This window comes from Chryseobacterium sp. RU33C, assembly GCF_900156015.1.
GTDB lineage: Bacteria > Bacteroidota > Bacteroidia > Flavobacteriales > Weeksellaceae > Chryseobacterium > Chryseobacterium candidae.
In genome coordinates this window covers 128,844-142,654 of the sequence record NZ_FTMT01000007.1, presented here as the reverse complement: position 1 = coordinate 142,654, position 13,811 = coordinate 128,844, and the positions used below count along the sequence as shown (strand labels likewise).

14 protein-coding genes are annotated in these 13,811 nt (G+C 32.2%); 1 reads left to right on the top strand and 13 read right to left on the bottom strand.

Going from position 1 to position 13,811, the window contains the following annotated elements; translation table 11 throughout:
- Positions 1-28 precede the first annotated feature (28 nt).
- From BW946_RS08470 to BW946_RS08410, 12 genes are all read right to left on the bottom strand, one after another.
- Entirely contained in the window at positions 29-871 is an 843-nt protein-coding gene (locus tag BW946_RS08470; protein WP_076595756.1) for a prephenate dehydrogenase, read from the bottom strand.
- Between the two features lie 256 nt (positions 872-1,127).
- A complete protein-coding gene (locus BW946_RS08465; RefSeq protein ID WP_076595755.1) occupies positions 1,128-1,625 on the bottom strand; it encodes a hypothetical protein in 498 nt (165 codons plus the stop codon).
- A 16-nt stretch (positions 1,626-1,641) separates the two neighbouring features.
- Positions 1,642-1,866, bottom strand: a complete 225-nt coding sequence (locus tag BW946_RS21380; RefSeq protein ID WP_076595754.1) for an SH3 domain-containing protein — start codon at positions 1,864-1,866, stop codon at positions 1,642-1,644.
- A gap of 107 nt (positions 1,867-1,973) precedes the next feature.
- Positions 1,974-2,633 carry a hypothetical protein gene (locus BW946_RS08455; protein WP_139325986.1) on the bottom strand — a complete coding sequence of 220 codons (660 nt, stop codon included), beginning with the start codon at positions 2,631-2,633 and terminating at the stop codon, positions 1,974-1,976.
- Positions 2,634-2,661: 28 nt separating this feature from the next.
- Positions 2,662-3,534, bottom strand: a complete 873-nt coding sequence (locus BW946_RS08450; protein ID WP_076595752.1) for a hypothetical protein — start codon at positions 3,532-3,534, stop codon at positions 2,662-2,664.
- Positions 3,535-3,550: 16 nt separating this feature from the next.
- Positions 3,551-4,576: an SH3 domain-containing protein gene (locus BW946_RS08445; RefSeq protein ID WP_076595751.1), complete on the bottom strand. Its 1,026-nt coding sequence runs from the start codon at positions 4,574-4,576 to the stop codon at positions 3,551-3,553.
- Between the two features lie 96 nt (positions 4,577-4,672).
- On the bottom strand, positions 4,673-5,005 hold the full coding sequence (locus tag BW946_RS08440) for a hypothetical protein (protein ID WP_076595750.1): 333 nt from the start codon (positions 5,003-5,005) through the stop codon (positions 4,673-4,675).
- Positions 5,006-5,408: 403 nt separating this feature from the next.
- Positions 5,409-6,305 carry a hypothetical protein gene (locus BW946_RS08430; protein WP_076595748.1) on the bottom strand — a complete coding sequence of 299 codons (897 nt, stop codon included), beginning with the start codon at positions 6,303-6,305 and terminating at the stop codon, positions 5,409-5,411.
- Between the two features lie 203 nt (positions 6,306-6,508).
- A complete protein-coding gene (locus BW946_RS08425; RefSeq protein ID WP_076595747.1) occupies positions 6,509-7,408 on the bottom strand; it encodes a hypothetical protein in 900 nt (299 codons plus the stop codon).
- 6 nt (positions 7,409-7,414) lie between these two features.
- Positions 7,415-9,958: a glycosyl hydrolase 108 family protein gene (locus tag BW946_RS21055; protein WP_083688821.1), complete on the bottom strand. Its 2,544-nt coding sequence runs from the start codon at positions 9,956-9,958 to the stop codon at positions 7,415-7,417.
- Between the two features lie 225 nt (positions 9,959-10,183).
- Positions 10,184-11,014 carry a DUF4280 and LysM peptidoglycan-binding domain-containing protein gene (locus tag BW946_RS21375; RefSeq protein WP_076595746.1) on the bottom strand — a complete coding sequence of 277 codons (831 nt, stop codon included), beginning with the start codon at positions 11,012-11,014 and terminating at the stop codon, positions 10,184-10,186.
- Between the two features lies 1 nt (position 11,015).
- Positions 11,016-12,038, bottom strand: a complete 1,023-nt coding sequence (locus BW946_RS08410; RefSeq protein ID WP_076595745.1) for a LysM peptidoglycan-binding domain-containing protein — start codon at positions 12,036-12,038, stop codon at positions 11,016-11,018.
- A 449-nt stretch (positions 12,039-12,487) separates the two neighbouring features.
- Between BW946_RS08410 and BW946_RS08405 the strand changes: the two genes are divergently transcribed.
- Positions 12,488-13,135 (top strand): hypothetical protein, encoded by a 648-nt coding sequence (locus BW946_RS08405; RefSeq protein ID WP_076595744.1) that lies wholly within the window; start codon positions 12,488-12,490, stop codon positions 13,133-13,135.
- Between the two features lie 7 nt (positions 13,136-13,142).
- Here BW946_RS08405 and BW946_RS08400 read toward each other — a convergent pair whose 3' ends face one another.
- Positions 13,143-13,667, bottom strand: coding sequence for a hypothetical protein (locus BW946_RS08400; RefSeq protein WP_317043149.1), 525 nt, complete (start codon positions 13,665-13,667; stop codon positions 13,143-13,145).
- Positions 13,668-13,811: the final 144 nt, after the last annotated feature.

Sequence of the window (13,811 nt, the reverse complement as noted above, 5' to 3'; positions counted from 1 at the left end):
TCGGGCTTTTAGTATTGTATAAGAATTTTTATCTTAAAATTCCTCTGATTCTGTTGGCGTTGGAAATCAACTCTTCCAGATATTCATAGTTTTCTTTTTCAAGCGCAGATTTGAATTTTCTGAGCTGAGTGATATGTTCGTTCAGAACGTCCAGTACATTTTCTTTGTTTTGTTTAAAGATAGGAACCCACATTTCCGGATGCGACTTGGCAAGACGAACAGTACTTGAAAAACCGGAACTGGCAAGCTGAAAAATCGTTTCTTCTTCACGTTCTTTTTCCAATACGGTATTGGCAAGGGCGTAAGATGTAATATGGGAGATATGGGAAATATAAGCGGTATGAACATCATGATCTTCTGCATTCATATAAATCATGTGCATATCCAGAGCATGGACTACTTTTTCAACGGTAGCCAGAGCATCATCAGCTGATTCTTCTTTGTTGCAGATGACACCTGCTTTTCCCGAGAAACTTTCTGCAATAGCGGATTTCGGACCGTTGTTTTCCGTTCCCCACATCGGGTGAAACGCTACAAATCTTGAACGCTTCGGATGGTCTTTCACAGCATTTACAATTCCTGCTTTGGTAGAGCCTGCATCCATTACGGTCTGCTGGTCAGACACAAGATCCAAAACAGAAGGCAATAGTTTTCGTGCAGCATCTACAGGAATAGCAAGAATAATCAGATCCGAATTTTTAATTCCATGTTCAAGATCTACTCCTGCATCAATGATTTTAATTTCCAATGCGTCACTGATATGCTGTGTATTGTTATCGATTCCGTAGATGAAGCTGGCCAGTTTTTTTTCTCTTAATTTCAAAGCCATCGAACCTCCGATTAATCCCACTCCAATAATACTTATTTTCATCTTTTTACATTTTTAAAATAAAAAAACCTCGTCCCTAGGACGAGGTTTTAAATTATATTCATAAGAATCCCTATCCCAGAGCTGAGGTAAAAATTCTATAATAATATGTTCCGTTGTTAAAAATCACAGAGCAAAGGTAAAAATATTTTTTAAATGAAACGAAATTTCTTTTCGAAATTGTATATAGATGGGGGGAATTGGTTTTTTGAGGATGGTTTTTAGGCTTTTACATTGCTGCATCAGTTCTAGCATCCTATTATTTCAATTTCTGTAAAGGCATCTCATTATTTCCGGGGTTTATAAAGTATATTGGATTTCCTGAAATAAAGTAATTGTCATCTGATTTTTCAATGTAAATAATTCCCATCTCATCAGAAGAGTCATCATACTTTATTTTAATTTTTTGATGATTAACTTCTTCAGCACTTAATTTAGAATATTTATTTGTTGTTCCTTCTTCAGTAACATCTATAGAAATATCTTCAAGAGAATTTATTGTAATGTTAAAAACAGTTTTTGCTTCGTCTCTATTTGATGCTTCAAAATAATATTCTCCTTTCCAGAAATCAATATTATTTTTTTTAAAATTATTATATGTTACTACTGTTGATGACTCATTTTCATTATGAGAAATTAAGGAGTCAGTTTTGTTTAATTCTGTCTTATTTATTGCAGTTATGCTTTTTTGCTCTTTTTTCTGCTCACATGAGTATGATAGAAATATGAGCGATAGTGAAATTAAAAAGTTTTTCATTATTTAATTAAGTTATTTATTCAGATTTTATCCTGCTTTTGTGAACATATCCCTTTTTACCTTCTTTAGAAACCACTAACCACCAATCTCCGTTTTGGTCTAAAACTTCTACTTGTTCACCTGTGTTGATTTTTTGCAGGATTTGGGAAGAAGAGTTTTTCTCCTTTCTTAGGTTGGTAAAACCATCACTATCCTGAATGATAAAATTGGTATTACTTTCTTTTGGGTAAATGTATTTCACATAGTCTTTTAAAGTAGGTAAATCATAAAATTTATTTTTTTCCAGATTTGATTTATATGTTGGATTTTTATTTAAATAGTTTTCAATATCACCTTGTATTCCAAGTCTTAATTCTCTCTCAAATAAATAAGATATTGTTTTTTCAATTTTTTATACCCGCCAGAATCTATAAAAATTAACTGCTCCATATCGGAAAGACTATTAAAATCGAATTTTTTAAATACTGATTCTACAAGCTTTTTATCCTTATTGTATCCATAGTAAACAACTAAATCGTATAAAAGATTGGAATTGTTTGTTTGCAGCCAAACATAAGATACGGGAGTATTATAAAATATATAAGAATTAAAATGATACAACAAGTCAGGATTTATAAACTCTGGTTCGGCAGCACCAGCGTCCTGAATGAAAATAAATTTATTTTCTTTAATAGCTACCTCTGGAAACATTGCCGGACGTAAAGCAATTATGGAATTTTTATAATCTTTCAAATTGAAAGAAAATATATCCAAAATTTTTTGATTAAAGGTATTTTCATCAGGAAATTGAAATTTTCTTTGCTCTAATACTTTTTTCGCTTTGTTGATAAATTCAGGAGACAGGTCATCATAGTTTGATTTTGTGCCGTCTCCTTCATTTGTAATGTTATAAGGTTTGTCTTTTAATGAGTTTATTTCTTTGATATTCTGCAATTTAAGTTTACTTTCTTGTCCAGTGCAAGAAAGTACAAATGAATACAAAAGAGCTAAAAAAATGTTTTTCATCATTTGGTTTCTTTGATTGTGTCATCAGGGCTTATTGCATCATTATCCACTCATTATTAGTAGCTTCTCCTCCTATTCCTTTTATGTAAAATTGAGTTTTATCTTTTTTAATTAGAAATTTTGGATCAATACTTACACAATTTAATTGATCACCACTATAATAGATTTCTAATTGATTGCCTTTTTCGATCCCTATATATTTACCTTCACAAAGGTTGGACTCTTTATATGTATTTAGTGATAAGATTACGTTATTTTTTTTTATGTCAAATTTATATGAAATAGAAGCCATACCTGTTGTGGTTGCTTCTGTTTCTACTGAAATAGAATGAGTACCATCATAAGTTGATGAATTGTTTTTAAGTTTTTTAAAAAGCTCTTTCTGAATAAGATTGGTTTCAAAAGCTAAAAGATCTTCTGGAGTTTTCACAGTTTCTATTTCTCCTATTTGTTTCCATTTATTCTTTTCATATAAATAAAATGTTGTTTTTGCATTTTGTTTTGGTTCAAATTCTCCATCTTCCCCTCCTGTATAAGTGATGAATTTAACAGGTAAATACGAGGCAACTACATAATAATCATTTTCTTTAATAAGATTTTTTATCGCTTTTGAATTTTGGGCATCATTTTCGAGGTTCGCGGATTTTGAAAAATAACCTCTCGAATTATTAGGATTCCAAAAATATTGAGTTTCATCTGTTTTTCCAATAAAGTCTACGCTGAAAACACCTATTTTTTTATCTGAATAGGTGTATGTTGGGTAAGGATTGGAGATGTCTGGAATGAAAAAACCAGTTGCTTGGAATTTTGCATCTAGAAAGTTAGTATCATCATCTCCCTTTTTTTGACCTTTGCAGGAGCACAGGAAAAATATAATAGAGAATAAAGTTGAAAAAGGTTTCATAATTTGATTAAGTTATTTATTCAGATTTTATCCTGCTTTTATGAACATATCCCTTTTTACCTTCTTTAGAAACCACTAACCACCAATCTCCGTTTTGGTCTAAAACTTCAACTTGTTCACCGGTTTTAATCTTTTGAAGAATTTGTGCTGTTGTATTTTTATCTTTTCTTAGATTAGTAAAACCGTCTGGATCTACTATTGTTGAATATTTTTTTTCTTGATTATCTTCCTGAAGAAGACCATAGTCTTTTGAGTATTTTTCAAGGGAAGTATAACCATAATAATTATTTTTTTGAAAAGATTTCTTTAGTTCTGGGTGAGAAATATAGACATTATTTAATAATAAGTATGATTTGTCAGATTGGATATCAACATTTTCCTTACCCGTAAAGCCAAGTTGTAAAAGATAAGCAATAGCCTTTTCTATTAAAGAATGTTCAATACCATTTGTTTTTACAATACTATCTTTATTATCAGCAAGATAAGTTGTTAGTGCATACAGAAAAGAATCTTTGGATTTTAAACTTTCTAATAGTTTTTCTCTAATTTTAAATGAATTCGTATTGTTATTATAAAATACAAATGATAGCCTGGAACTTTGTTCAATATCATCCCAGTTTTCAATATTTTTAACCGCAGAGTTAAAAAGGGCTTCATTTTTTTCATAATTAAATAAGACTACTAAATCAGTTGCAAGATCAGGATTTTTAGTTGCTACACTTAAAATCGATGTTAAATCATTCTGATAAATAATTTTATTCAAAGTTAATAATTCCTCAAAATAAGGATATTTTTGATTACTATTTATGCTTGCTCTAACATTATCTAAATCAGGTAGAATATCATTGCCTATTTTAATATACTTTCCTTCTTTAGATATTTGGTAATTGGTAGCTTCATTGAAAATTAAAATATTATTATATCCATCTTGAAGTTTATCAGGTCTAATTCCAAGTAAATCCATATTTATTTTATCAAAATTTTCCTTAGTATTTTTGAATTTTTGATTGGTAAAATAACTTTCAATTATTTCTGTTTCCATTATTTTCTCTTCTTGCTTGCCTGAACAAGAAAAGAATATAAATGATAATAGAATTAAAAAGGGTTTTATCATTGTTATTTAGATTTATAATTATAATTAGTAGTAAACTTTATTATTATTTAATTCTGTTTCTAATGCTTCATCTAAATAAGGAATTGAATCAAATTTAGTTATGGTACCATTTTTATTAATTTTGCTTGTCGAATAAGATATTATGTCAAAAGATTTGTTAGAAGAAAAATAGGTAATTTGCCATATTTTTTTGTTTTTTAAATCTAAGTATGATAAGCAAGTATAACGATCAGACTTATATCTTACATTATTAACTTTTCTATAAAATTGAATAGAATCTATTTTTTCTTTATTTACTAAAGTATATAATACAAATTTGTAATCTTTTTCATTAGCCACACTTCTGCTTAATACCATAGATAATTATTTACTTTTAGTTAGTTGCGTGTTCTGAATATTTTTTTCATATAACAAATTTTGATTTTTTAAAATAGAATATCCTTGCGAACTTGCCAGAGATTCAAAATATTTTTTGTCTGAAATTTTTTTATCACCCCAAAAAAAATCTAATTTTTTTTCTTTAATGGAAGTGTTATCCTTACAACAAATGCTAAGAGTTGTGAAAATTAGAATGAACGAAAAAATGTAAATAGATTTATTCATAGTTAATAGCAAAAATTAAATTTGATTATTAGGGCTGTCTTTTTTTTCTTCTCTCTTCTGTTCACATGAGTATGATAGAAATATGAGCAATAGTAAAATTAAAAAGCTTTTCATTATATAGCTGAAGGTTTATTTTTAAATGTAATCGATAGAAGAACTATCTTATAAAACCATCTTTTTGTATTTTATATTTCTTTTTTAAGATTCTTTTTTCAGTTGCATCTTTCCTTGTATATAATTCAACTTCAAAATCTTTGGTGATTAGAAAATCTTCAACTGTTTGTTCGTCAAATTTAGCTATCTGTAAAGAAGAAATTAATTTATTTTTTTCAACCACTTTTAAATAATAACCTTCAATGTCCGAATCTGTATAAGCGAGGATTATTGGTTGAAAATTATTGATTTTTGGAAGTAAGAAAAAACTACTTGGAGCATCCTTAATACCATATGATTCTAAAATACTTTTATATTCAGAATATTGGTATGATGGATACCTACTTTGACACTCACCCTCATTTTCATTACAAGTAGAATAATAATTATCAAAATCAAAAGGTAGTGCACAGATATTATATTTTTTGTTATTAAGTGCATTATTTGCCTCTTTTTGTGAATGATCAAAATTCTTATTTCGGATAATTTCAGCAGCAAACTCTCTAAAAGAGTCTTGTGCATCGGGCATAAGATTACTTAGAACATTTTCATTTTTTCCTTCAATACTTATTTTTTCAATTTCTTTATTTTTATTATATGAAAAAAAATAAGTTTCATAGTAGGTATCGGATAACTGTTCTTCAGTATACATCTCAACTTTGAACTTAACTTTTATTGAATTAGCATCATTTTGTAGAATATTTTCAGCAGTATAAGTCATTGCGCAACCCGAACCACAGCTAATCACAAAAGATTTATTATTTTCTACGTTTGTCTTTTGAGAATTTGAAATGCTTTGGTTTTGTTGGGCTAATGGTGTTTTCAGTATTGTTTTTTGTGGATCCTTTTTACATCCAATCATGGATAATAGGATAATTACTAATAAAAGTAATTTATTCATATGCTTGAGTAATTACTTAAAATTTAATATCTGTAAATAAAGAAAAATTGCTGAAACTGCTCCTCAATCAAAGTTGAGTTTTGTTCTTTTTTTGCATTTTCTGACTCCTTCTTGTTCTTTTCTTTACAACTCCAAAAGACGAAAGATGATAATATTAAATGGATTAAAAAGTTTTTCATCATTTGCATTCAGAATTATTCTAATTAGTTTTTTTTATTGAAAATTCCCTTATCATTTAAATAATACAATTCTGTTAATTTTTTAGTGCTGTTTTTTTCGGAATAAATAGAAACTTCATAGTTTTCATTGATAGAAAATACCTTAACTTCTTCGCTATCTCCATTGCTATTACTTATTTCCAAGCCATCTATTAATTTGCCGTTTTTTGTTGTAATTAGATACATTAATTCACTATCTCCACTAATATTGCTTATGATATATAAGTCATAGTTACCGTTCGATGGAAGTTTGGCCATAGCATCTATACCTAACTGATATTTTTGTTTAAATAATATCTCAATATTTTTTTCAGATTTTGCCTCTAATTGGATTTTAGTCCCAATATCTTTATAATCAAATGGTAGCAGTTGTTTTGATGCTGAGTTTTTCTGAGTGTTTTCTATCTTACTTTCTCTTTGCAATATACATTCATCAGGACTATAAAATAGTCCTTGTGGAGACTTAATAATTTTCCATTTTAAGGTACCGTCATTATTAATGATAATTTCTGCTTTTCCCTTATCATTTTGACTACTGAAAAAACTATAAAAATCAACAATAATTTTTCCTCTATTTACAGTTCCTTTAACATTATATTCTAGGTCATTTTCACAATCTATTTTCCCACCACTATTTGCAATTGCACAATATTGAGCTTTTATATTATTATCGGTCTGAATTATATTTAATGTAAACATTTCTTCAGGGACAGTTGAATTTTGATCCTTTTTAACATATTTCCATTTCCCTGATATATCAATGAAATTTTTATCAGATATTTTTATTATTGAATCTTTTAAATTTATTTTATCACCATTAATGGCTTTCGTATTATTTTCTTTACAACTAAAAAGAAACATTAGTATTATAATCAAAAATCTCATATTTTTTTATGGTTTAAATTTTAAACAATCATCAACTCTATTATGCCAACCTTCCAAGAAAACATCTTGGTCATTTTTCTTTCCATCTGTATATGTAAGATTAGTATAATATTGTTTTCTTATTTCAGCTAATCTATTAAGTAATTTATCTTGGTTTTCAACATTATTTATAGCTTTTATAGTTTGGGAACCAATACCGCCATCAATCTCTATATCTTTTCCAAACTCATTAACTAGAAGTTTTTGTACTTGTTTAGCAGCTCCTCCAGAAGTTATTGTCCAATCGTAAATCATTAGACTGACTCTTTCATCATTAATTTCACAGAATTTTTTGGGTTCCCAGTATCTTTTTCTGTAAATTATAGTTGCTTGTTCATTAGTTATTTTTTTTAGTTTTTCTAGTGTTGGGTTATCAATATCAAGATCTTCCTTTGCATACTGTTTCCATGTAGCTAAAGTTATTCCTTTATTTGTTGGTCCACCTTTGTCTGCTGCATGATTAACATATCCACCTTCATGTCTTAGAATTATTGGAGCAACTTTGCTAAACCTATCTTCACAATTAGTGTCATTTAATGATTTAGCTGGTTGATTTTGTTGGGTTTGATATGAGTCAAAACAATTGCATGTATTTGTATAGCCTAATTCGACTGCTAATTGAACAATATTTTTGCCATTTAGATTAGTAGAATTTTTACAAAAATATTTATTTTCTAAATAAATTGAATCAAATTCTCTAACATCCATATGTATCCAACTAAAAGTATGATCATACCTAGGATTACCTTTACTATCGTATAATAAATCAATAGGTTCTATGGAAAATACATTTGGATTAGGCCATTCTTTTTGAGCTCCTAAATATTTAATAAAAATAGTATCTCTCATATTTCTTAACTCTACTAGATTTTTCTTTTGTGGACCTCTTATCTCCCAATTTCCTTTACTAAATTGTATATCAATTGCTTTTCCTTGATGATTTGTAGTTACATAATCTTTAAATCTACATCTATATCCTGAAGAAAAAGAATCTATTTTATAAGTGTTTTGTTTACTAAAATAAAATTGTAACGCCTTAAAACCAAATAATAGACTCCTATGTATACCAGGGTATTCATACATATTATATGCTTCATCTTTAATATTTCCTTTATATGTATTCTTACCTGTACCATCTCCAAAGCCTGAACAATTATTTACTTCCTTAATACGGCGAAGCTTACTAGTTGCCATTTTTCCTTTTGTACTGCACGAGCATTTTAATTGATTCCATAATATTGTACTAATTTCAAAATTTTTAGAGAATTCATCAATGGCTCTCAAAACATTACCACAAATTTTTCCAGTTTCTGTCACCTTCATATAATCTCTCTGAAACTGCTTAACCATTTTTTCAGTTCTGTCTGTAAATTTATCTGTAGGTACATTTCCTCCAAAACCAGCTAAGCGAATATTAATTTCTCTAATTAGCTCGCTAGGAGGGGAGTTTTTATCAATACAATATTTGCCACCGCATCCTTTGTCTGTTTTCGGCTGTTTCTGCACCCCCGCCGCACTTTTCACCTTCTCCACCTTCATCAGTCCTTCCGAATTTACCCCAAATTTCTGAGATTCCGCAGAAAGATCTTTGGAGATAATTTCTATAAAATAGTTTTGTGTATCGGAATCCGGATCGCCGATAGGGGAGTCTATTCCTTTTCCGAAAATATCTTTGGTAATGATAAATCCTGAAGTATCACATACATCAGCAGGAATTTTAATATTTCCACTTCTGTAAACTTCATCATTGGAAGTGGTATCATATTCCCAGACTACATATTGGATGTGTTTTCCCACCATATTTTTGGAGTGGATTCTTACCCTTACTTTATCACCTACAGCGACTTTGGAAAGTTCTTTTCCTGTATCATCAATGAAAACCGCTTCTATAATATTGCCTTTAGGATCCGGCTGTTTGGGACCACCTCCTTGTCCGGCCGGGAATTTTGGCGTGTGTTTTTCAGGTTGTGGCTTGGGTTTTGGCTGGTTTTGAGGCTGCCCTTTATAATCAGGGTTGGCTACAGCTACATTCACCTGGCTGGCTCCCTGGATTTGCCCTGAATAAGTGGCTGTAACATAATACTCATGATTCGCGCCTTCATTCCTGTCACCTTTCATCAGAAACTGATTGACCATCTGACGAAGGATTTTTTCATCAGACATCAGAGGTATTGACACTTCTGCAATCCCTTTTTCATTGACGCGAGCCTTATAGCTGCGGGTGTGACGGTTGTTTTTGTTAATACCGGCATCGTGGCCTTTTCCAGGAGCGTCATCTTCCCAAAGGTGAAATTCAATTTCTTTATTAAACATCGCTATGCAATGAGCCTGGGCAATAAGAGTATCACGATAGCTGGCTTTATTGATGTCTTTTGCTCCTCTGTTGAAAAGCACTACTTTATCAATCTTCGGAACTTTGTTGCTGGTAGGAATTAATATACAGCTGCCAGCCAGTTCCTTGGTAGAAGGAAGGCCGGGTAAAAGACCTTTTTTAATCTCATAGACTTTCATTTGAAATTCTATTCCCAGCGCTATTTCTCCAAAGTTGTACGTTACCTTTTCACCGGTTTTGGGGTTTCCGGTGATATCTTTCCAGCTTCCGTTTTTCTGTTTTTTAAGAAGATGCCATTCATAATCACCTTTAAGACCAAATGAAAGTCCTGAAGGTTTTATTTCGTAGGTATAAGTTGTTCCTACCAGAGGATTCTGATTCCCGATAATAGTTCCTGTCATGGCTTAGCTGTAATAAAGTTCGTCTGTACCTTTTGTATCTTCCTTGAATTCATCAAAATCCACAACGGGATTATAAACCTGCTGTTCCTGCGTATTTGCTTTGGCAACCTGGCTTTTACCGATTTCGCTTTGCTGTCCGTGCTTGAGGATGGTAATTTTCCCGCCCGTGCTGCACATCAGTTCTGAGATTTCCGTAAGACAGCTTTTTCCCATCACTTTTACTTTTTCATACGTCTTCTGCCACTTTCCTGCAGGAGCATAAGCACACGGAAGATATCCTCCCGAACTTGGCTTTAGTTTGCATTGTCCAAACGGCTGTGCCGCAGGATCGAGCTGAAGATCATCCTCTGTTACGGCCAGATAATCAGCGTTTCCTTCTTCATCATTCCAGTAGTGTTTCTGGTGGCTGGTCACTTTAAATTTTGGAAATTTGAACCCCTGATTGCATTGCACGGTTCCTTTCTGCACAATGAAATATTTTCCTTCATGAGGACTGGAACCACTGTCTTCTTTATCACTTTGTTGTTCCGTTTTTCCGGATGACTGCTCTTCATTTTGTGGAGTTTCTTCCGTTGAATTTCCTTCATCAGAACCTACATTTTCTGTAGATTCCTCCTGAGAAGATGCTGTTATATTTTGAGGTTCTGTTTCCTCAGTCATGAGCTGTGGATCTTCCGGAATCAAAATCGTTTTTCCCGGAACAGGTTCCTCCATGATGTCTTCCGGCGGACAGTGGAGATTATGGTAAGTTTTTAAAATACCTTCATTTTTCAGCTTAAGCTGCCGGGCCAGTGAACTGAAAGTATCGCCTTTTTGTATGACATAATTTTTCATATTATCCTTGTGTTATAATGATGTGATGTTGGTGTATCAATACCTCTTCATGGCTGAGTAAAACTGAGGCTTTAGCCTGAAGAAGATTCTTATTTTTAGTGTGAGTGGTGTATTCTAATACAATATTTCCTGAAGCTGGTATTGCTGCTGATTCTTTGAGTCTGATCCCGCGCATGATCTCCTGTGAAGTGCATTTTTCGGTGATTTTTCCGTTTAAAATAGTCAAAACAGAGTCTTCTTCTTCATTTTTCTGTTCAGTATTGATTTCACAGGCTACCGGAAATGAGTTCTGTATAAAATAAAAATGTTCTGTCCACTTTATCTTTCTCCGGAACCAGTCTGTTTGGGGAAACAGGGCCTGAAACAGAAGCGTACTCTGAAATTGTCGTAATAAAAACGCTTCATTGCTGATACTCCTTTCAAAAGAATCCATATAATTTTGAGCGATTTCGCCTATATAAAACGCTTCAAGCTCTTTACGCTGCCTGGTAAAAGTGTCAGTGATTTTTTTATGATCTGTCAATCCTTTTATCCTGCCTTGTTCATCTAGGATAAATTCAAGCGGCATAATACTTTTCATGCAGGCTATAGAAAGGCCGCTTACCTTATCATCAGGTTCATTTCCTCCGGATTTAAAGTCTTTTTGAATGTAACTAACGACATACTGATCTGTATTTTTGTTTTTCTGAAGATCAAGCTGAATAGTATAATGAATGCTTACCGGAGATTGAAAAGTAGATTCAAACGTTTCCTGAACAGTATATGTTTTAGCAAAAAAAGCATCTGATAGCTGAGCAGGAAGGATGTCTTTCCTTTTCTGTTCTTTTTGCGTTTCGGTTTTGAAATCAGTTGGAACATAGATTCTTTTAACGTCATTAAGGTTTTCAAACCAGACTTTATCCATTTTCGGGCAATGGGAATTATGAAACAGCTTAAGCTCCTCACTGGTCATACCCAGCCGGGAAGCAATGGAGGTAAGCGTGTCTCCGTTTCGTACCTGATATTGTAAGAAATCAATTTCCATCCAAAGTGAATTATCAGATAAAGCTATTAAAAAACTCTATTTTAAATTAATTTTTGGAATTAAATTTTAAAAATTGTCGTAGAATTACGACATGAGATTGATGTCGTACAGAAAACAACCCCGTCAAAAATTCTTTGAATTTTCGCATGCCTCCGGAGGATGGGAATTTTTACGTCTTCAGTTGTGATGCTGGTCAGTATTGGAGTTTTTGTTGATGCTTTTCGTGTTGGTTTAATGTGGCTTGATTCTACGGAATGACAAACTGTATGGGTAAAACTATCACTCCAATTATGTCATTCCGTAGGAATCTAAGCAGCTATATTTTAAAACTTATGTACTTTTAAAAACAGTTTAAAGCAAGCCAAAAAAACTCTTGTGACTTTTGTGGTTTCATGATATACAATACAACCAAAAGTTATTATTAATTTTAAAGCTATAAAAAAGAAAATATGAAGAATAGATTCTTGCATGGATTTTTCATAATATGGATCAGTTTGAGTTCTGCATATGCTCAGAAGTCCGGAGGTCAAGTGCCTGTTTTTTTCACCACTAAAGCACAGGATACTGTAAAGATGGGTGAAACATTGATTGACAAAGATACTACGGGCAGCAAGAGTTTAAAAAACAGGATAAAACCTATCCAGGCTAATTTTAAAAGTATCAATTCCGTGACAAAATGGACTTCTGTCAAAAAGAAGGATATTGAAGGAGAATCTGCAGAAGGCGGGGAGGCCACATTTTATTATACAGATAAAGGGCTGGAAAAAGTTATAGCCAGACATTATGGAGAAATGGGACAAATGCTGATAGAATATTATCTTATGAACGGACAGCTTTCTTTTGTTTTCGAGAAAGAGTATAGGTATAACCGACCGCTTTTCTATGACATTAAAGCAATGAAAGAAAATAATGACATGGAAGCATTTGACTTGAAAAAATCAAAAGTAATAATGACCCGGAATTATTTTGAAAATGGAAACATCATTATGATCACCAATACTACAGGACGTGGATTTAATATCAGTGCTGATTATCCGTATGAACAGGAGAAAAACTTAACAGAGAGTTTCAAAAAGCTTCTGAAGCTTGCAAATTAGAGTAGCGTTATGGTTTATCAGCTTTGATAATATTCAGCCTTTCTTCCAGTTCAGTGATTCTTTTAAGCCAATAGTTAATTCCTTCCTGATTGGTCACCGTTTCTTTGAAAGCATTACGGTTGACGGCCCATAGGTGTGAGCTGTTTTTTTGATAGTCCAGTTCGCGTTCTTTTTTATTTTCAGGCTCTATCCGGTATCTCCAGAATACCAGGGATTTCATATATTCTGAACGAACTTTTTCAAGGTAATCAATAATAGCCTTCCGGTCCTGGGGAATATATCCCGGTCCCGAGCATCCACAGGAATGAAAAGTGATTCCAACCGTATACAAATCCCGGATGTGAGCCCATTGCTTGTCATCATTTTTGGGCGGCGACTTAAAGTCAAGTCCCATATTAGCCATCAGATTCCCACATTCCGGACACTTGGCTTCCACAGAGGTCTGAACATCCCGGTCCACATCTTTCAGGTGGCGGCGTTTGAATGTTTTCTGGCAGTTGAAACAGGCATAATGTCCTTTGTAAACCATCATGGCATATCGGCACATAGTATTATCTTATTCTTTGGTTATAAGTTATTTTGTATTTGTTTTTTCCTCTTCATTAAAGTTGATTCCCATCAGGCTGCTTGCACTTTCAGGATCGTAGACCGACCTTAAATTTCCCCAAGGGAATGT

Excerpts from the sequence above, each read along its gene's own strand:
- BW946_RS08470 (WP_076595756.1), bottom strand. The coding sequence starts at position 871 with ATGAAAATAAGTATTATTGGAGTGGGATTAATCGGAGGTTCGATGGCT.
- BW946_RS08465 (WP_076595755.1), bottom strand. The coding sequence starts at position 1,625 with ATGAAAAACTTTTTAATTTCACTATCGCTCATATTTCTATCATACTCA.
- BW946_RS08455 (WP_139325986.1), bottom strand. The coding sequence starts at position 2,633 with ATGATGAAAAACATTTTTTTAGCTCTTTTGTATTCATTTGTACTTTCT.
- BW946_RS08450 (WP_076595752.1), bottom strand. The coding sequence starts at position 3,534 with ATGAAACCTTTTTCAACTTTATTCTCTATTATATTTTTCCTGTGCTCC.
- BW946_RS08445 (WP_076595751.1), bottom strand. The coding sequence starts at position 4,576 with ATGGAAACAGAAATAATTGAAAGTTATTTTACCAATCAAAAATTCAAA.
- BW946_RS08440 (WP_076595750.1), bottom strand. The coding sequence starts at position 5,005 with ATGGTATTAAGCAGAAGTGTGGCTAATGAAAAAGATTACAAATTTGTA.
- BW946_RS08430 (WP_076595748.1), bottom strand. The coding sequence starts at position 6,305 with ATGAATAAATTACTTTTATTAGTAATTATCCTATTATCCATGATTGGA.
- BW946_RS08425 (WP_076595747.1), bottom strand. The coding sequence starts at position 7,408 with ATGAGATTTTTGATTATAATACTAATGTTTCTTTTTAGTTGTAAAGAA.
- BW946_RS21055 (WP_083688821.1), bottom strand. The coding sequence starts at position 9,958 with ATGAAAGTCTATGAGATTAAAAAAGGTCTTTTACCCGGCCTTCCTTCT.
- BW946_RS21375 (WP_076595746.1), bottom strand. The coding sequence starts at position 11,014 with ATGAAAAATTATGTCATACAAAAAGGCGATACTTTCAGTTCACTGGCC.
- BW946_RS08410 (WP_076595745.1), bottom strand. The coding sequence starts at position 12,038 with ATGGAAATTGATTTCTTACAATATCAGGTACGAAACGGAGACACGCTT.
- BW946_RS08405 (WP_076595744.1), top strand. The coding sequence starts at position 12,488 with ATGAAGAATAGATTCTTGCATGGATTTTTCATAATATGGATCAGTTTG.
- BW946_RS08400 (WP_317043149.1), bottom strand. The coding sequence starts at position 13,667 with ATGATGGTTTACAAAGGACATTATGCCTGTTTCAACTGCCAGAAAACA.